The organism is Pedobacter nyackensis, from assembly GCF_032678475.1.
Taxonomy (GTDB): domain Bacteria; phylum Bacteroidota; class Bacteroidia; order Sphingobacteriales; family Sphingobacteriaceae; genus Pedobacter; species Pedobacter nyackensis_A.
In genome coordinates this window covers 1,074,209-1,093,597 of record NZ_JAVTSF010000001.1, presented here as the reverse complement: position 1 = coordinate 1,093,597, position 19,389 = coordinate 1,074,209, and the positions used below count along the sequence as shown (strand labels likewise).

18 protein-coding genes are annotated in these 19,389 nt (G+C 37.3%); 12 read left to right on the top strand and 6 right to left on the bottom strand.

Features of this window, described 5'->3' with window-relative positions; genetic code table 11:
• The first annotated feature begins 26 nt into the window (after nt 1-26).
• On the top strand, nt 27-1,667 hold the full coding sequence (locus tag R2Q84_RS04355; protein ID WP_316815304.1) for a S41 family peptidase: 1,641 nt from the start codon (nt 27-29) through the stop codon (nt 1,665-1,667).
• A gap of 160 nt (nt 1,668-1,827) precedes the next feature.
• Complete coding sequence (locus R2Q84_RS04350; RefSeq protein WP_316815303.1) at nt 1,828-2,094, top strand: hypothetical protein; 267 nt, start codon at nt 1,828-1,830, stop codon at nt 2,092-2,094.
• 2 nt (nt 2,095-2,096) lie between these two features.
• Here the strand turns inward: R2Q84_RS04350 and R2Q84_RS04345 are convergent, their stop codons facing one another.
• A complete protein-coding gene (locus R2Q84_RS04345; RefSeq protein ID WP_316815302.1) occupies nt 2,097-3,035 on the bottom strand; it encodes a M20/M25/M40 family metallo-hydrolase in 939 nt (312 codons plus the stop codon).
• 142 nt (nt 3,036-3,177) lie between these two features.
• Between R2Q84_RS04345 and R2Q84_RS04340 the strand changes: the two genes are divergently transcribed.
• Nucleotides 3,178-4,161: an aldo/keto reductase gene (locus tag R2Q84_RS04340; RefSeq protein ID WP_316815301.1), complete on the top strand. Its 984-nt coding sequence runs from the start codon at nt 3,178-3,180 to the stop codon at nt 4,159-4,161.
• A 228-nt stretch (nt 4,162-4,389) separates the two neighbouring features.
• On the opposite strand, the gene R2Q84_RS04335 is transcribed toward R2Q84_RS04340, so the two are convergent.
• From R2Q84_RS04335 to lpdA, 5 genes are all read right to left on the bottom strand, one after another.
• A complete protein-coding gene (locus tag R2Q84_RS04335; protein WP_316815300.1) occupies nt 4,390-5,838 on the bottom strand; it encodes a glyceraldehyde-3-phosphate dehydrogenase in 1,449 nt (482 codons plus the stop codon).
• A 152-nt stretch (nt 5,839-5,990) separates the two neighbouring features.
• Nucleotides 5,991-6,851, bottom strand: coding sequence for an RNA polymerase sigma factor RpoD/SigA (locus R2Q84_RS04330; RefSeq protein ID WP_008242129.1), 861 nt, complete (start codon nt 6,849-6,851; stop codon nt 5,991-5,993).
• A 497-nt stretch (nt 6,852-7,348) separates the two neighbouring features.
• Complete coding sequence (locus tag R2Q84_RS04325; RefSeq protein WP_316815299.1) at nt 7,349-7,678, bottom strand: YegP family protein; 330 nt, start codon at nt 7,676-7,678, stop codon at nt 7,349-7,351.
• Between the two features lie 177 nt (nt 7,679-7,855).
• Nucleotides 7,856-8,698: an MBL fold metallo-hydrolase gene (locus R2Q84_RS04320; protein WP_316815298.1), complete on the bottom strand. Its 843-nt coding sequence runs from the start codon at nt 8,696-8,698 to the stop codon at nt 7,856-7,858.
• A gap of 210 nt (nt 8,699-8,908) precedes the next feature.
• Nucleotides 8,909-10,297 (bottom strand): dihydrolipoyl dehydrogenase, encoded by a 1,389-nt coding sequence (gene lpdA, locus R2Q84_RS04315; protein WP_316815297.1) that lies wholly within the window; start codon nt 10,295-10,297, stop codon nt 8,909-8,911.
• A gap of 332 nt (nt 10,298-10,629) precedes the next feature.
• On the opposite strand from lpdA, the gene R2Q84_RS04310 reads away from it, so the two are divergent.
• From R2Q84_RS04310 to R2Q84_RS04270, 9 genes are all read left to right on the top strand, one after another.
• Complete coding sequence (locus R2Q84_RS04310; RefSeq protein ID WP_316815296.1) at nt 10,630-13,194, top strand: TonB-dependent receptor; 2,565 nt, start codon at nt 10,630-10,632, stop codon at nt 13,192-13,194.
• Nucleotides 13,195-13,199: 5 nt separating this feature from the next.
• Nucleotides 13,200-14,360, top strand: a complete 1,161-nt coding sequence (locus tag R2Q84_RS04305; RefSeq protein WP_316815295.1) for a hypothetical protein — start codon at nt 13,200-13,202, stop codon at nt 14,358-14,360.
• 195 nt (nt 14,361-14,555) lie between these two features.
• The gene (locus R2Q84_RS04300) at nt 14,556-15,089 is read left to right on the top strand and encodes an ORF6N domain-containing protein (protein ID WP_316815294.1); all 534 of its coding nucleotides are present in this window, start codon (nt 14,556-14,558) and stop codon (nt 15,087-15,089) included.
• Between the two features lie 375 nt (nt 15,090-15,464).
• Nucleotides 15,465-15,602, top strand: a complete 138-nt coding sequence (locus tag R2Q84_RS04295) for a hypothetical protein (RefSeq protein ID WP_316815293.1) — start codon at nt 15,465-15,467, stop codon at nt 15,600-15,602.
• Between the two features lie 96 nt (nt 15,603-15,698).
• On the top strand, nt 15,699-15,866 hold the full coding sequence (locus tag R2Q84_RS04290) for a hypothetical protein (RefSeq protein WP_316815292.1): 168 nt from the start codon (nt 15,699-15,701) through the stop codon (nt 15,864-15,866).
• Between the two features lie 362 nt (nt 15,867-16,228).
• A complete protein-coding gene (locus R2Q84_RS04285) occupies nt 16,229-17,497 on the top strand; it encodes a sugar MFS transporter (protein ID WP_316815291.1) in 1,269 nt (422 codons plus the stop codon).
• A gap of 68 nt (nt 17,498-17,565) precedes the next feature.
• Nucleotides 17,566-17,865, top strand: a complete 300-nt coding sequence (locus tag R2Q84_RS04280; protein WP_316815946.1) for an RNA-binding protein — start codon at nt 17,566-17,568, stop codon at nt 17,863-17,865.
• A 12-nt stretch (nt 17,866-17,877) separates the two neighbouring features.
• Complete coding sequence (locus tag R2Q84_RS04275; protein WP_316815290.1) at nt 17,878-18,522, top strand: Crp/Fnr family transcriptional regulator; 645 nt, start codon at nt 17,878-17,880, stop codon at nt 18,520-18,522.
• A gap of 68 nt (nt 18,523-18,590) precedes the next feature.
• Nucleotides 18,591-19,382, top strand: a complete 792-nt coding sequence (locus tag R2Q84_RS04270) for a sulfite exporter TauE/SafE family protein (protein ID WP_316815289.1) — start codon at nt 18,591-18,593, stop codon at nt 19,380-19,382.
• The last annotated feature ends 7 nt before the right edge of the window (nt 19,383-19,389 follow it).

Sequence of the window (19,389 nt, the reverse complement as noted above, 5' to 3'; positions counted from 1 at the left end):
TCTTATCTTTACTTAAAATATTCAAAATGAAATCCATTTTCTGGTCGGGGAAAGCCAATTATATCTACCTGCTATTTATAATTTTGGCTCTGGGAGCGTGTAAGAAATCAAAAGTTACGCCAGAACCGGATCCTGTTCCGCCTTCTTCAGGGCCAAATACTAAGCAAACACCTACGACAAATAGAACACAGCTAACCAATGATTCGTTGTTTCTTTATGCAAAGCAGGTATATTTTTGGAATGATGCATTGCCATCTTATGATGATTTTACACCTAGAAATTATGGTAGTGATTTCGAAAACGAGTTGTTTGCTATTACAAGATTTAAAGTAGATCCAACAACAAGCAGGCCATATGAATACAGAGCATCTGATCCAGGTAGTCCTAAGTATTCTTATATCGATGATGTGGCCAATCGTAACCCCGTTGCTGTGGTGGCCAAAGAACAAGCTCGTGTGAATTTAGAGGGTGACGGAAATGATGTGGGGATTTTAGCAGTGAGAGCCATTAAAAATACCTCTACTTCTCCAGATTATAAACTCTTTATTTTAGCGGTAGATAAAGGATCACCAGCCGATGTAGAAGGGCTTACCCGTGGTGCTTATATTACGAACATCAATGGAGTATCCATTGGTAGTGTCGCTAATTTCCAGACAGAGAAGAATACCTTTGACCCGGCTATTTATGGAGATCCATCTTCTATAAGAATCAATGGTTTTAAAATTGATGGCACGCCATTTTCAACTACGCTGACAAAAAAATCCTATAAAAGTAACCCGATATTTAAAACCAATGTATTAACCGTTGGCGCAAAAAAAATAGGTTATCTGGCTTATGCACGCTTTTCAAGTGAAGAAAACTCTGAAGCTGTTTTAGATGCTGCATTCAGAGATTTCGTGTCTCAGTCTGTTACAGATCTGGTAATCGATTTAAGATATAACGGGGGAGGGTATGTAGATATGGCTGAGCATTTGGTTAACCTTATTGCTCCCTCAACTGCAACGGGAGTAATGTACAAAGAATACTATAATTCAACTATGCAAAATCGCCAGGCTACCATCTTAAAAAATCAGCCTTTATTGGATGCAAACGATAAAGTGCGTTACGCTAGTAATGGCAGAATGTTGAATTATTTCGATGATATAGACTATACTTTAGCAAGAAATACCTACTCATTTGGCAAAGTAGGTGCATTGACTGGTGTAACTAATATTGTATTTATTGTTAGTGGTAATACCGCTTCGGCAAGTGAGTTGGTGATCAATAGTTTAAAGCCTAAAATGAATGTGAAATTGGTAGGGCTACAAACTTATGGTAAGCCAGTAGGATTCTTCCCGATACGTATTCAAAATAAATACGATGTATTCTATTCGATGTTCGAAACAAAGAATTCATTAGATCAGGGTGGATATTATAGTGGCATGACACCTAATGTTATACTTGATGAGGATTATGGTGATAGAGATTTTGGCGATCCAGCTGAAGCTTTGCTAGCCGCTTCAATAGATGTGTTGGTTCCTAAAGCTGCTACAACCGGTGTAGTGTCCAGAAACAGAGTCATGAGTACATCTGCTGAGACATTGGGGTCAGGAAATAAATCACCTTTAGGTGGCGCAAATAAAGTCAATGGGTTCGTTGGTATGATCGAAACAAGAAAACAAAAATAATAATCAGAAAATAATAAACTGTTAATCAGTAGTCTTAATATGTAACAGAAGTTTTATTTACATAATTGTGTATTTACTTTTGAAATATGGCTCTTTTTTTGTTTTATTGTTGTTTAGTAGATTAAACGAATGTTTAATTAGGATAATAGCCAATATAATTATGTTAGGGGAATTAATAGAGAAAGAAGCAATAGACATCAGCCAAATTATACCTGCTGATCAAAATCATAGCGAAGAATTAAGGGATAAACTAAATAGTGCACAGCGATTGGGCAATGAGTTCAAGTCAAAGGCAGACATTACTTTCAATACCAAGCAAGGACCAAAAACCGTTTCAACAACGGTATGGCAGGTAACAGAGAAATACATTCAACTTAAAAATGGAATTCATATTCCGATAAGCAGTTTACTAGATATAGATTTTTAGAATTACTGCCTTTTCATTCGTACCTTTTCGTGGAATATTTTTTGAATATCACGTTCTTTATCAATGTTGTTAATGATTTCAAGTATACCGCTAGCAGCATTGTTAAAGAACTCTTTATTGATGTTCTTATAATCATCTGAGGACTTGTGATAATCCTTATGGTCTTCTACTCCGAAATACAAAAAAGGAATATTCCTGGCATTAAAAGAACTGTGGTCGCTTTGATTGGTCCAGTCGTTATGCCCGGTTTTAGGATCATCATGCCCAAACAAGATCTTGATTGTCGGATTTGTAGTAGTGAAGTACTTTTTTAATTCAGGGTATTTAAAAGTACCGCAAACATAAAGTTCGTTTTTGTCGCTGCGACTAATCATATCCATGTTAATATTCAAATTGATTTTTTCAAGTGCTATAGGTGGCTGTTCTATAAATGCTTTTGAGCCTCTTAAGCCCATTTCTTCTGCATCGAAAGCAGCAAAAATTAAAGTATGCTGTGGCTTGTTCTGCTTAAAATAAGCAGCAAATTTTAATAGGGCAGCTACGCCTGATGCATTATCGTCAGCTCCATTATACACTTCATTATTAATGATGCCTATATGATCATAATGTGCAGAAACAACAATGATTTCATCGGTTTTTCCTTCGATATAGCCAATCATGTTTTTACCATTAACTTTTCCTTTGTCAGTCTCGAAAGAAAAAGCCTGCTCATAACCATTCAATTCAGGAAAGGATTTTAATCCAATTGCTGTAAAACGTTTGGTAAGGTATGCTCTGGTCATTTCAGCTCCTTTGGTGTCTGTTTTACGCCCCTCATAACTATCAGAAGAAAGGATCTCTACGTCACTCAATAGCTGCGCATCAGTAGTCGTGTTTCTGTTTTGTTTTACCGAACCACAACTTAACAGTAATCCCAATGATATGAGGAGGTAAGTGTTCATTTGAATAGATCTAAACATCATATAAAGGTAAATATATTGAGCGACAAACTTACCATCCTATTTTTGTAAAACTTAAGCTTAGTACTGCTGTTGTAATGTAATCAAGGTAAATTTAGCCTTATTAATCATAAAATAATTTAAAATGGAATACAGACGTTTAGGAAAATCTGGTTTGCAGGTAAGCGCATTGTCGTTAGGCAGCTGGTTAACATTCGGACAACAGATTAGTGATAAAACAGCCGACGAGCTGATGGGCATGGCGTACGATGCGGGTGTGAATTTCTTTGATAATGCAGAAGGGTATGCTGCTGGAAAATCGGAAATCGTAATGGGTAAAGTATTGAAAGCACACAAATGGGAACGCGAATCTTTTGTGGTATCCAGTAAGGTGTTTTTTGGTACAGAGCACAAAGGTCCAAATAGGGTTGGGCTTTCACGTAAACATGTGATAGAAGCTTGTAATGGAGCTTTGTCAAGATTGCAGGTTGACTACCTTGATTTATATTTCTGTCATCGCCCAGATAGAAATACGCCAATCGAGGAAACAGTATGGGCTATGAATACACTTTTGCAGCAAGGTAAGATCTTGTATTGGGGTACTTCAGAGTGGGATGCTTCCGAAATTATGGAAGCAATAGGTGTGGCTAAACAATACAACCTGATTGGGCCAACAATGGAGCAGCCTCAGTATAACCTGATGGAGCGGAATAAACTGGAAAAAGAATATTTGCTCCTGTTTAGGGAATATGGCTTAGGTACTACTATCTGGTCGCCGTTAGCTTCTGGCTTACTGTCCGGTAAATACACTTCTAAAAAGACGGCTGATACACGTTTAGAATTGAAAGGTATGGAATGGTTAAAAGATGCTGTATTGAACGAAGAAAAATTGAAGAAAGCAGGACAGTTGCAGGCATTGGCTGATAAGCTGAATGTTTCTTTGGCTAAACTCTCATTAGCCTGGTGCCTTAAAAATCCAAACGTAAGTACGGTAATTTTAGGGGCATCCAAGACAGAACAGTTGAAAGAAAACCTGACTGCTTTAGAGGTTCTTCCATTGCTTACAGATGAAGTAATGGATAAAATTGAAGAAATTATGCAGACTAAACCGAAACTTGTTCAGTTTTAATAAAGTGCTTTTTTATAACAAACAATAAGACTTTATCATACGGTCGTCATCCTGAATTTATTTCAGGATTTTGCAAGAGAAAGACCTTTTAGGTAAGGGGTCCTGACCAAGAAGTAGCTGCGAAACAAAATAAATTCAGGATGAGGAGGAGCAAAAAGTCCCGTTCAGGTTTAATTGAACGGGACTTTTATATTTTATATATGCTTCGTAATAAGTCTGTAAATATGCTTAGTAGTAAGTCAGTCTGATTACTCCGGCCATTTTCTTAGCCAGTCGAATCACTTGTCTCGTATAACCATATTCGTTATCATACCACGCATATAATACAACCGATTTGTTGTCTTTTGCAATAATGGTAGCAGGTCCGTCAATTATCGATGCATGACTGTTTCCAATCAGGTCGGTACTTACCAGTTCATTAGAGATTGAATATTCAATCTGCTCCGACAAGTCGCCAAACAACGAAGCTTGTTTTAATATTTCTGCAACTTCTTCTTTTGAAGTCACGGTATTTAGCGATAAGTTTAATATAGCCAGTGATACATTTGGAGTAGGAACCCTTACAGCATTGCCAGTCAGTTTACCACCCAGATGCGGAATTACTTTCGCTACAGCTTTGTCAGCTCCTGTTTCAGTAATCACCAGGTTCAAGGCTGCAGAACGACCCCTACGGTATTTTTTATGATAGTTATCCAGTAAATTCTGGTCGTTTGTATAAGAGTGAACAGTTTCAATATGTCCTTTTTCAATGCCAAAGGCGTCGTCAACAATTTTCAGTACCGGAACAATTGCATTAGTTGTACAGGAAGCATTTGAAAGAATGTTTTCTGTCTCAAAATCAAATTCTGTATCATTGATACCCGCGACAACATTAGGAATATCACCTTTAGCAGGAGCGGTAAGCAGCACCTTACTAATACCGGCCGATTTAAGGTGTTTACTTAATCCTTCACGATCACGATAAATGCCTGTGTTGTCAATTAACAATGCATCGGTGATGCCGTAAGCGGTATAATCAACAGAGTCAGGAGAAGAAGCTTTGATAAAGCTAACTGTTTGTCCGTTTATAATGAGTGCTTTGTTTTCAAAATCTTCAACGATGGTACCATGAAAAGGACCATGTATAGAATCTGTACGTAAAAGTTCAGCTCTTTTAATTAGTTCTTCATCGCTGTAGCTGCGGGTTACAATTGCTCTCAGGCGAAGTTGTTCGCCTTTTCCTGCTTGTAAAATAAGTTCGCGGGCTGCAATTCTGCCAATACGACCAAAACCAAATAATACCACGTCAACCGGAGTTAAGTTTATTTTATCTTTTCCGATGTGTTTGCTCAGTTTACTTACTACAAAGTCATGAATAGAAGGGTAGTTGTCATTGTCTGCCAGCCATTCTGAAGCCAGTCTGCCAATATCTACTCTTGAAGGGGCGAGGTTACATTTTGCAATGGTTACAGCAAGTTCCAGTGTAGTGTAAATGCTGATGTCTTTACCACTTACTTCTTTTGCATACTGGTGGTGTGCGAGGATTTCGCTGCTGCCAACGTCAAATAAAGGTTTACGGAATAATACCAGTTCAACCGATCTGTCGAACCATAGCTGTCCCACGATATTGATTAATTCAATTGCTTTTTTTTCTTTTTCAATCCAATTTTGAAACTCGGATTGGTACTTGTTTAACATGTCAGGAATTTTTGGTTAGAATGCTGCAAAAGTAAAAAAGATTGGGCGAGTACCCAATCTTTTTTGTGTTATATTTCTTGAATCTTTTAAGATGTCATCATTCTGACGAAAGTCAGGGATTTATGACGTAAAAGGATGTTTTTTATCTAAAATTATCCTAAATATGATTTTAAGATCTTACTTCTTGAAGTGTGACGAAGGCGTTGTAATGCTTTATCTTTAATCTGACGAACACGTTCACGGGTAAGGTTAAACTTTTCACCAATTTCTTCTAATGAAAGTGGGTGGTTAGTGCTTAAGCCAAAGAATAAAACGATGATTTCACGTTCGCGTTCTGTTAAAGTAGACAGTGAACGTTTGATCTCTTCAGAAAGTGACTCATTGATTAATGAACTGTCAGTATTTGGCTCATGATTTTCCAATACATCAAGTAATGTATTTTCTTCACCTTGCACAAAAGGAGCATCCATAGATACGTGACGACCAGAGTTACTCAGTGTGTCAGAGATTTTATCAACTGTAGTCTCTAAAATGTCTGCTAGTTCTTCAGGAGAAGGCTCACGCTCATATTCCTGCTCTAGTTTTGAAAATGCTTTACTGATTTTGCTTAAAGAGCCTACCTGGTTTAAAGGTAAACGTACAATACGACTTTGTTCGGCGATAGCCTGCAAAATTGACTGACGAATCCACCAAACGGCGTATGATATAAATTTGAAACCTTTAGTCTCATCAAAACGCTTAGCAGCCTTAATCAGCCCCAGGTTCCCCTCATTAATCAAATCTCCTAAAGTTAAACCCTGATTTTGATATTGCTTAGCTACCGAAACCACGAAACGTAAGTTAGTTTTTGTTAAGCGTTCTAATGCAGCCTGATCTCCCTCGCGTATCTTCCTTGCTAATATTACTTCTTCTTCTGCGGTGATTAAATCCACTTTACCAATCTCGTGAAGGTACTTGTCTAATGATTGACTTTCGCGATTGGTAATTGATTGCGTGATTTTGAGTTGTCTCATTTATGTGTTTTGGTACTCGTTATGTTCTTGAACGTGCAAAAGTAACAATTTAAAGGTATTTTTGAAACATAAATTCCTGAAAATGTTACACTTTACAGCAGTAATTTCTATAATATTATTGCAGCAAAAATTATTCCAAAATACTTTTGTCAGTGCTTATTTTGCCTAAGTAAGATAGTGAAAAAAGAGGTAATATAGTACACTGTTGATTGATTAATAATCATATACGGGAAATGGAAGCCGCGAAATAATATTTTGTGAAAAATATTGGCGACGGAGAAATGACCTGACGCTGATGTCCAAATATTAAGTCAGGTCTTGTAGAGAAGGCTACGCAAAGGTGTAACGTTATTGATAAAGTTAGGTAAAATCTGTCAACCTGACAACAAAAAACTATCAATCGGGCAAAATATTAAGAGACTGAGTAAAAATAAAGGAATATTTACAAGACAGTAAACGTATTTTTAAACAGTCTCCTAGTTGTATCGGGATCCGTATTAGCTCAGATCTGAAGTTTCGGCATCCGGTGCATTTTTCTTTACCGATTCAATTCCGTTTTCACGGCTGGCTTCACTTTCATACATTTCGCTATTGCCGATAACCTGACCATTGGTGGCCTTTAAATTGAAATAAGGTTTTCCGTTAGATGAAGTTTTTCTTTCGAATTTACTGTCATCCTGAGAATTCTTTTTAACCGATTCGATACCATTCTGACAAGCACCTTTGCTTGAATAACCTTCGCTAGATAAAATTACCTGACCATTACCCGCTTTTAGATTGAACTGAAACTCTCCGTTTTTTCTTGTCGTGATTTCAAATTTACCCATAATTCTTTTTTTTATATTTTTACTTAGGTTGATTTTGTAAACTAATATAAAAAAAAGAAATATTAAACAGAAAATATCAACTGCTATTTTTTGTTTAAGTGCCAGTTAATCCCAACTGAGATAGTCTGGTGTTTTAGCTTAAAGATCAGCCCGTAAGCAAAGTCGCAGACTGTTATCCTAAATACTATTTAGGTCGAACGTTTTGTCTAATCTTATGCCTTTTTCGGTTTGTTGCAAAGTACAGCATTCATGAATTGGATCATGCTCCAGGTAAAGAATATATTGTTTGTCGGTTGCCTCCTGTAAAAAGGCCTTTTTCTCTTTTAGCGTTTGTAATGGAAACATATCATAAGCCATTACATAAGGTAGGGGAATATGTCCTACCGATGGCAAAAGATCGGCCATATAAACAATTGTCTGATCTTTATATTGTATTTGCGGTAACATCATCGCATCTGTATGTCCATAAGCAAAGCGAATATTTATTCCATCGTGAAATTCTACGCCATCTTTATCTGCTACAAACCTAAGCTGCCCACTTTCCTGTATCGGTAATATGTTTTCTCTTAAAAACGAAGCCTTTTCCCTGTCGTTAGGATTTACAGCCCAATCCCAATGCTGTGCATTACTCCAGTAAAAAGCATTTTTAAAGGCAGGGCGAAGTCTGCCGCTAGCGTCTCTTACAATAGAGCCACCACAATGGTCAAAATGTAAATGTGTTAAAAATACATCGGTAATGTCATCTCTGCTAAAGCCCTTTGCAGCTAATGATTTATCAAGTGTATCGTCGCCATGTAAATAATAATGTCCTAAAAACTTTTCATCCTGCTTATCACCAATTCCATTATCTATCAATATCAGTCTGTCGCCATCCTCAATCAGCAAGCATCTCATTGCCCATGTACATAAGTTATTTGCATCTGCCGGGTTACTGCGTTGCCAGATCGTCTTAGGTACAACACCAAACATTGCACCACCGTCTAATTTAAACAAGCCTGTGTTTATCGTATGTAAGTTCATTTTTTCAATAAGTTAGGAATGTGACTAGTAAATATAGAAATGTAAATAATAAAGATCTATGTATAGAAATGTAAATATAAAAAAAGAGGTAGCTAATAACTACCCCTTTAAGTTTTTTGACCAACAAATTTAGTGTCTGGGAGATGGCATAAGCGCTTTCGCTTTTTCATCGAAAGATGTAGCCATCGAGCAGATCACTTAATTTGTCTATTACAAGTGGATCACCTCACCATATGCATCAGCAGCAGCTTCCATAATCGCTTCGCTCATTGTAGGGTGTGGGTGTACCGATTTTATCATTTCGTGGCCTGTAGTTTCCAGTTTGCGGGCTACCACAATCTCAGCAATCATCTCAGTTACGTTTGCACCAATCATGTGTGCACCTAATAATTCGCCATATTTAGCATCAAATATTAGTTTTACGAAACCATCCTTAGCACCGGCAGCACTTGCTTTACCAGAAGCAGAGAAAGGGAATTTACCAATTTTCAGTTCGTAACCAGCAGCTTTAGCCGCTTTCTCAGTGTAACCTACAGAAGCAATTTCCGGACTGCAGTAAGTACATCCAGGGATGTTGTTATAATCTAAAGGCTCTGGTTTGTGGCCAGCAATTTTCTCTACGCAAATAATACCTTCTGCAGAAGCTACGTGCGCTAAGGCCTGACCAGCTACGATATCACCAATAGCATAATATCCTTTTACAGAAGTATTGTAAAACTCATCAACAACAACTTTACCTTTTTCAGTTTTGATTCCAGTTTCTTCTAAACCAATGTTTTCGATGTTAGCAACAACACCAGCTGCAGAAAGAACGATATCACATTCTAAAGTTTGCATGCCAGCAGCAGTTTTAACCTGAACTTTACAGCCAGTACCACTTGTGTCAACAGATTCAACGCTGGAAGAAGTCATGATCTCGATACCAGCTTTTTTGAAGCTACGCAACAATTGTTTAGATACATCCTCATCTTCAACCGGAACCACATTGTCCATAAACTCTACGATGGTAACTTTAGTGCCAAGCGTTGCATAGAAATAGGCAAACTCTACACCGATTGCACCAGAACCAACAACAACCATCGATTTCGGTTGCTCAGGCAATACCATTGCCTGTCTGTATCCAATCACTTTTTTACCATCCTGTTTCAGGTTAGGCAATTCTCTTGATCTTCCGCCAGTGGCCAATATAATATTGGTTGCAGTATATTCTTTTTGTGTACCATCAGCAGCTTTAACCTCAACTTTATTGCCTGGTTTAGCTTTTCCGGTACCCATAATCACATCAATCTTGTTCTTCTTCATCAAGAATTGAACACCTTTGCTCATGCCATCGGCAACACCACGACTGCGTTTAATAACGGCAGCGAAATCTGCTTCAGCTTCGGCAGTCTTAATGCCATATTCAGCAGCATGGTTAATATATTCAAATACCTGAGCGCTTTTCAATAATGCTTTGGTCGGTATACAGCCCCAGTTAAGGCATATTCCACCTAAAGATTCGCGTTCAACTACTGCAGTTTTTAAACCTAACTGAGAAGCTCTGATCGCAGCTACATATCCACCAGGACCGCTGCCTATTACAATTACATCGTAGTTCATATCTTTAATAAAGGAATTTAACTTAGTAAAGCGCCAAAATTAAAAAAAAATGTTCATTAAATCTGCGTTACTGCGTAGGATTGTGCGATTTGTTTATAAACGGTATACTTAACGCTTAATTCCAAATCATATTCTTATATGGAATTGATTCAAATAACTGACAAACCGTTGGTTATATATTTTATCTGTCTGTTAAATGTTGAGAAATTCTGTCATTCTTAATAATTATTTAACATAGAAAAAGCAATGCATGCATAATAAATATTTAGTTTTGCTGTCAAATTTTTAGTGATATCATTTAAAAGAAACATTATTAACTAATTCCAAAAAGAATGAAGAAATCTTTACTTATTTTCACTTTACTGCTACAATTTCTTGCAATAGGCGTTTACGCCCAGCAAACAATTAAAGGTAAAGTAATCGATTCCTTAACAAAGGAAACGCTACCCGGTGCAGTGGTAGCATTAAAAGGGGGAGGTGTTACTACTTCAACGGCTATGGATGGAAGTTTTTCCATCAAAACACAAGAGGGGAACAATGTCCTTGTTATTTCTTACATCGGTTATAACCGGAAAGAAGTGGTAATTCCAGCAGGTAAAACAGACCTTGGTTTCATCGCTTTGACTTCAAGTTCAAATACGATGGACGAGGTAATGATTATTGCTAATAACGTTGCTATTGATCGAAAAACTCCGGTGGCAGTTTCAACAATAGATGCCGTTAGATTAGAAGAAAAACTAAGTAACCAGGAATTTGTTGAGATGTTGAAATCAACACCTGGTGTGTATGCAACAAGAGCGGGTGGTGGCTTTGGCGATTCGAGAATGAATCTACGTGGTTTTCAAAGTAACAACGTAGCTGTGATGGTAAACGGTGTGCCTGTTAACGATCCTGAAAGTGGCAGGGTATTCTGGTCAAACTGGTCTGGTTTGTCGGAGGTGATGCGCAGTACTCAGGTACAAAGAGGTTTAGGCGCATCTAAAGTTGCTGTTCCTTCAATTGGGGGGACGGTTAACGTTATGACCAGAACAACAGATATTAAGAAGGGGGGATCTATTTATCAGGGATTTGGTAATAATGATTTCAACAAAACAGTGCTTACTTATTCTACGGGTTTAACTGATAAAAATTGGGCCTTTACTGTTTTAGGTTCAAAACAAGGAGGAGACGGATGGGCAGAAGGATTAGCTTATAAAGCTTATACTTATTTCTTCAATGTGTCTAAAATTATTAACGAACATCACACTTTGTCGTTAACAGGATTTGGTGCTCCTCAGTATCATTCACAAAGATTTGATCGTTTATCTATTCAAACTTATAGAGATGCTCCACAAGGCATAAAGTACAACCCAAATTGGGGTATCCTGAATGGAAAAGAGAAGACTATAAGTGGTAACTTTTTCCATAAGCCACAGTTTTCGTTAAATCACTATTGGACGATTGATGAAAAATCTTCATTGTCAACTGCTGTTTATTATTCAATAGGTCGGGGTGGTAATGAGTTTGATAGTAATGTGACTGGTGGTGTGAATTTTGATGACCCTCAATATAAAAAAGCAGGTAGATATTCTCCTATCGATCTGGATGCGATTTCGAAGCTAAATGCAGCTACACCCGATGGAAAGGCCATTGCATATTTGCAGTCAAATAGAAATGACCATCAGTGGTACGGTGTTTTAAGTACTTATAACAGAAAGCTGACGGATAAAATTAACTTGTTGGGTGGTCTTGATCTGAGATCATTTAAAGGTGTACATTATAATTCGGTGAAAAACCTGCTTAGTGCCGACTATGTACTGGATGCTGCTAACATTAACAATCCAATTAACATGGCTAAGACAGGTGATAAAATTGGATTTTATAATGATGGCCTGGTAAACTGGGAAGGTGTTTTTGTTCAAGGTGAATATAGCGACGGACCTTTATCCGCATTTATCTCTCTTGCAGGATCAAACACTTCTTATAAACGGATAGATTATTTTAGATATCTGTCAACAGACCCACTTCGCGAAAGTAGCTGGCAAAATTTCCTGGGATACCAAACCAAAGGTGGTGCTAATTATAATATAAATGATCAGCATAATGTTTTTGCCAATGTGGGATATTTTGAAAAAGCTCCTTTTTTCAATGCCGTATTTATAGGGAATCAGAACGTTCCGAATAAAGATGCTGTTAACGAAAAAATTATGAGTTATGAGCTTGGTTATGGCTTTAGAAGTAAATGGATCACAGCAAATGTAAATCTATACCGTACCGGCTGGAATGATCGTTCATTTACAAGATCGTTTACCGGAGGCCAGGATGGTGGAAGATATTTTGCGAACCTTTTAGGTGTTGATGCTTTACATCAAGGTATTGAACTGGATTTTGTTGCAAAACCTGTGAAGAGTTTAAGTATCAATGGAATGATATCTGTTGGTGACTGGAAATGGAAAAATAATTTAGATAAAGTAACAGTATTTGATGAGAATCAGCAATCCGTTGGTACAGTTGGGCCTGTCTATATGAAAGGATTAAATGTCGGAGATTCTCCTCAGACAACAGCTGCCATCGGTGTTAATTATAATGTGACGGAAGAATTAAAACTAGGCATGGATTATAACTATTATGCGAATTTTAATGCGGAGTTTGATCCTACAACATTAAACCAAGAGGGCCTAACTCCATGGAAAGTGCCTAATTACTCATTGTTTGATGTGAACGCTGTTTTCCGTTTCAAAATCGGAACATTTGACGCATCTCTTTTTGGAAATGTAAATAACTTGTTTAATGTTGAGTATATCTCTGACGCGTATGCCACATTTGACAGAACAACAGGTTTAAGTAACTCTGGTAACTCAAATGTATATTTTGGTACTGGAAGAACATTTACTACTGGTTTAAAAATTAACTTCTAATTCTTATGAAAAAGAATATATTGTACTTTTTAGCATTTATTACAGTAATATTTGCTTCTTGTGATCCGCTTGAAGATACCTATAACGAGGTAAAACCGGGTAACTATAAAAAAGAGGGAATGGCAATTACCATTACAACTGCTTACCCTACAATTGATGCTGCTAAAACCGGCATTGCCAAAACACTTAATACTTCTTATGCACAGTTAGGTGATGGCTCTTCGGCCAATGTTACATACAATAGTTCAGCATTATTGCCGGCCCAAATTAAACCAGCTGATAGTGTGCTTACAAATGTAAGTGTAGATGGGAAGGCAGTTACCCAGTACACAGTAACAGACGCGGATTATGCTGTAACAAATGGTAATTCTTTTAAAAACTTTAGTGCCGTTAAGGTCGTCGAATTTCTAAATACCAAGTTTGCTACTAAATCAGAAAATCAATTGGTAGTACTTAGCTATGTTTATTTCCAGAGTGGTGTAACTACATCTGCAGGTGCACCTGTAGTAGAGACTTTTCTTTATAAAGATGGAGCCTGGATGAAACCTTATCATGTTTCAGAAGCTCAATATAAGTCTGCAGGCAAAATGACAGTGTTCAATTTTGGATCTGCTGATGATGCCAACTTGAATTCATATTTTAACACTTTCTTGAAGTCTGATGCCGTGGTCTCGGCAACGGCTAAAACTGGCGATGTAAAGTACGTTTCGTTTACCTACTTCTCATCATCGAGAATAACGTCTCAAAGAATCAGAACTCTTGTTTTTGATGGTACAAATTGGGCTTACAAGGTTGTTCCTTCAACCAATACATTAGGATTTCTTAAAAAGAATGGGACATGGATTCCCGATCCTACAGTGTATTATACCTTTGTGCCAGCTGATTATACGAAGATCGCAGATGAGGCACTAACTATTGGTAATGTAGATAATAGAGCTAATTTAAAGAGATTCAATAACTTTAACCTCGTTGCTTCTCAGACTACTACCTGGACAAGCGCTGATGTTCAGGCGGCTATTCTTTTTATTATAAATAAAAAATTTGAATCCGCCCCGGCAGATCCTACTGTTTTTTATAATATCACTTATACGGTTTATACCGGCTCTACCGGACCAGCTACTAAGAAATTTGTAAAAACAGCAACGGGATTTGCTGTTGCACCTTAAGTCGATCTTTTTTAAATATTTCGTTATTCACAAACCCTGCTTCATTCATTTGAAGCAGGGTTTTTTATTGCTTGGTCGAGTCCTGAAAATAGTTCGTATATAATTTTGTTATTCTGATAATTATCAGGACGTTCGATTGAACGTTATTGAGAGAAAGAAGGCTAGAATGAAACGCTTATAATTGAATGATGAATTATGACAGATAAATTTGTTGGAATTCCGGATGAAATTGTTTTGAGTAAGATTTACCAGGTAAGAGGCGAAAAAGTAATGTTGGATAGAGACTTGGCGGAACTTTATGGAGTTAAGGCAATTCGATTAAGGGAACAAGTAAAGCGTAACTTAAATAGGTTCCCTGAAAGATTTATGTTTCAGTTGACGGACTTAGAGGTTGAAGATATGGTATCGCAAAATGCGATACCATCTAAACAAGCGCTAGGAGGCACTTTACCTTATGTTTTTTCTGAATTTGGTGTACTCCAGCTATCAAATGTATTAAAGGGTGAGCGAGCTGCTCAGGTAAGTGTAAGGATTATTGAAATGTTTGTGATGTTGCGTGAAATGATATTGTTACATAAAGATGTAGCTGCTCTTGTTGAGCAAGTTGAGAAGAAACTAGTCAAACAAGATCAGAAAATAGAGCTACTGTTTAATTACCTGAGTAAGTTTATAGATAAGAATGACGAGCCAAGACAAAAAATAGGTTTCAAAGTATCTGATAACCTTTAAATGATAAATAAGACGTGAAATTTTAACACTAAAAACTAATCGCTGATGAAATAAAGAAAAACAACAACTTGTCAATTACTTCTAAATGAGGTATTAATTTAAAGAGTCTCGACTGCAAATTCCAACAATTGCCAAATCGGAGAGACAGTAGATTGATGCCCGTAACGAATAATATTGTACTTTCGCAGGTGCACTGTAGCGTTATGGGCTCTATTGTTAATCCGTTCCGATGGCCGTTGGAAGCCTGCAGTCCGGTATTTAGAGCCCGCTATAGTGCATCTTCGTTTTATTTACCTTCTGTGATAAAACAGATCATTTGATCTCCTTCTAAATTCCCCTTCGTGACTCATGTTATTAACATTTAAAAACAATAATATGAAACTCTATCAAACAGACACAAGTGAAAAAGCTTATTTCATTCTAGAACCAAATTGCGAACTGGAGGCTCCGGTCCACGTTGCATTTGAAGACTTCGATATGGCTAAAGCTTACTTAAACAGATTTAGGACATAAAGCGATGCACAGATCGTAGAATGTCACCTTAACCCTAGTTTCTATACCGACATTAGAAGAGACTGCTTTTTTATCCAGCTCAATAGAAACAATGACGTGTATGTTATTTCTCTTGTTAATGATCTGGAACAATCTGAGATGGCCATCAGGGAACATTCCTTTATTGAAGGAGATCAGATCTGTGTTTATGCAATAGCAGTGGATGAAAGTGAAGCCCTTAAGATGGCTCGTAAAGTAAAGGAAAAGTTTATTGGATCTCACTAGTTTGAATATTCGTCATTAACATAAGAAGGGAGTTGATTGGGACTGGCTGGACACATATCAGGTTGCTTTCGAGATAATAATAAGATAATTACAAGATGATTACTACTAAAATATAGGGTTGCGATATCCTTACAATATCGTTACGATATCATTGAGCTATCATAGTAGATATAGTAACGATAGCTTAATGATACTTCAATGATAGCGTAAGGATAGCGCAACCTTGTATTTATCTTGTTGTTTAGCTGTAGTTATCTTGTAATTATCTCAAATGGCATTAGACTACTTACAGTTTGCCTTATATAGTCAATCTTGAATTTGTTAGAAAATTTTATATCTTCAACTAATTGAACCATAGCTAAATGATGAACCAGGAAATGACAAAACGCGACAATTATTTTATTCCTATGCTTGTGATGGCACTAATCTTTTTTATGATGGGCTACATCACCTGGACAAACGGTCCATTGATACCCTATCTAAAAATCGTTTGTAATTTAGAAACCGATGTTCAGGCTTTCTTCGTAACGTCGGCATTTTATTTTGCATACTTTTTTATGGCGCTACCGTCTGCTATGGTGTTAAAAAAGCTTGGTTTTAAGAATGGAATGATAGCAGGATTGATCGTTATTATAGTCGGCTCATTATTGTTTATTCCTGCAGCCAATTCTAGAACATACGGACTATTCTTAACTGCTTTATTTATTCAGGGAACGGGATTAGCCCTACTCCAGACTGCTGTAAACCCCTATATTAGTATTCTTGGTCCTATAGAAAGTGCGGCAAGCAGAATAAGCCTGGTAGGAATTGCAAATAAATCTGCAGGAATTGTCGCACCTTTATTGGTTGGGGGGATTATATTAAAAGGAGCTGGTGGACTGGAAAAAGAACTCGCTTCCATAACCAATTCTGCTGCCAGAAATGAAATCCTTTCCGAAATGGCAAGCAGAGTCCAATTACCTTATATCCTTTTAGCTGCTGTAGTATTTATAGTCGCAATAATCATCTTCTTTTCTAAACTTCCAGAAATCAAAGCCGAAGAAGATGCAGACGAGCATCAAAATAAGAAGAGAAGTATATTCAGTTTCCCAAGCCTTATACTAGGTGTTCTTGCATTAGTATTTTATGTAGGTGCAGAAGTAATAGCGGGGGACGGGATAGGACAATATGGAAAAAATATAGGTATAAGTTTAGATGAGGCGAAACACTTTACTTCATATACTATGGCAGCAATGCTCTTTGGATACCTTATTGGAATAATTGCGATACCTAAATACCTTACGCAAGAACAGGCACTGAAGTATTCTGCTGTAATCGGGATAATTTTTTGTTTGGTTGCGATTTTCACTACTGGCTATACCTCTATCATTTTTATAGCATTGCTAGGATTAGCAAATGCCTTAATGTGGCCTACCATTTTTCCTTTAGCAATAAGTGGTCTTGGTGGATTTACAAAGGTTGGTGCTGCAATGCTGATCATGGCAATAGGCCCGGGTGGAGGTTTAGTACCCTTACTATATGCCTCCTTAGGCGGAGAAACCAATCCGCAAAGGGGATTTTGGGTTATAATTGTATGTTACCTCTTTATTCTATATTATGCAATTGCCGGGCATAAAAAGAAAAGCTGGTAACTTATTATGGCCCTGGATTGCACGCGATAACAATATATTTTATACTTTTATAGCACAAAAACTCGGTTATCATGGTTAAAATTTTTGTTGGTGGGCTTAGACCCGATATTACTGAATTGGATCTTTTGATGTACATAAGTCTGCGTGCCAATGTAAATACCATAAAAATTGTACGTGATAAAGTAACCAAAAGATGCAAAGGGTATGCGTTTTTAGAAATGGCTAGTCAGGCAGAAGCAGAAAAAGCGGTTTCGTTGCTAAATGGAGAAGAATTTCAAGGACAAACCTTAAATATTAAAGTGGCCGAAGAGGTTGCTCCACCACCAAAGGCTTTTGTGAAGTCAAATAAACCGTATCAAAAAAGATAACGAGGTTAGCATATGGAGGCGGGTTTAAGTAAGGTTGATTACATTAATGAGCTTTTCCCTTCGTTTGAGCCAGCGCTTAAAGAGAAGTTAATTGCGCATGCAGTTTTAAAAGAAGTTAAAACTGGTGATGTACTCATGCAAACCGGCCAATATTTCCGTTCTACTATCCTAATCGTAAAAGGTAGGGTTAAGCTATATAGAGCCGGTGCTGAAGGTGATGAGTTTTTTATGTATTATCTGCAGCCAGGTGACGCCTGTGCATTGTCTATGATATGTGCCGATAAACAGGAAACCAGTGAAATTATAGGTAAGGCAATTGATGATAGCGTCATTTTAATGGTGCCCATACAACTAATGGATGAGTTTATGAAAACTTATACCAGCTGGTACTATTTTGTAATGGAAACCTATCGCAGTCGATTTGAAGAACTGTTGCAGGTGATAGATAGCATTGCTTTTAAAGCGCTTGATGAAAGACTGATCGCTTATCTAAACAACCAAAGTAAACACTTAAATACCCATCAGTTAAATTTAACTCACCAGGAGATTGCCAACGACTTAAATTCTTCAAGAGAAGTGGTGTCGCGATTACTGAAAAAAATGGAGCAAGCCGGGCAAATTAAACTCAATCGCAACTATATTGAACTCGTAAAATAATGCGTGTGACAAATGTCACCGTATTTCATTTATACATTCCTCATCTTTGCTGTACATAAAAAAACAGCATGGAAATTTTGGCCTATATTGCTTCGGCATTTATCGGTATTTCGTTAGGACTAACAGGAGGAGGAGGCTCTATTTTAACGGTTCCTGTAATGGTATATTTGTTTGGGATGGATCCTTTACCGGCAACTTCTTACTCTTTATTTATTGTAGGGTTTACCAGTCTTGCAGGTGCTTTTCTGAATTATAGACAAGGTTTGGTACAAGTGAAAACTGCTTTTTTGTTTGGTCTTTCTTCCATTGCCTCTGTATGGTTAACCAGAAAGTTTCTTATTCCTGTTATTCCACAACAGATTTTTACAACTGACCATTTTGTATTTACATCGCATATGTTGCTGATGATGTTGTTTGCTGTACTAATGGTGGCTGCGGCTGGTTCCATGATTAAAGGCAGAAATGAGGAAAAAGAAGCAGGTGCAGAGGATAATGGTTTAAATCTTCCAAAGATGGTTGTTTATGGTATAGCAATAGGTTTTACTACGGGATTGCTGGGGGCTGGAGGAGGATTTCTGTTGATCCCAACATTGGTGGTATTGATGCGGGTACCAATGAAAGAAGCAATAGGGACATCGCTGTTCATTATTGCCTTAAACTCTTTAATAGGTTTTACTGCGGATGTTGGGCATTTTAAAATGGATTGGACATTGTTGCTTAGCGTAACCAGTTTGGCTATTGCCGGAGTTTTTGCAGGGAGTGTAATTGGAAAATACATCAACGGAAATAAGTTGAAGACAGGCTTTGGATGGTTTGTGCTCATTATGGGTATTTTTATATTAATAAAAGAACTTTTATAATAGAATT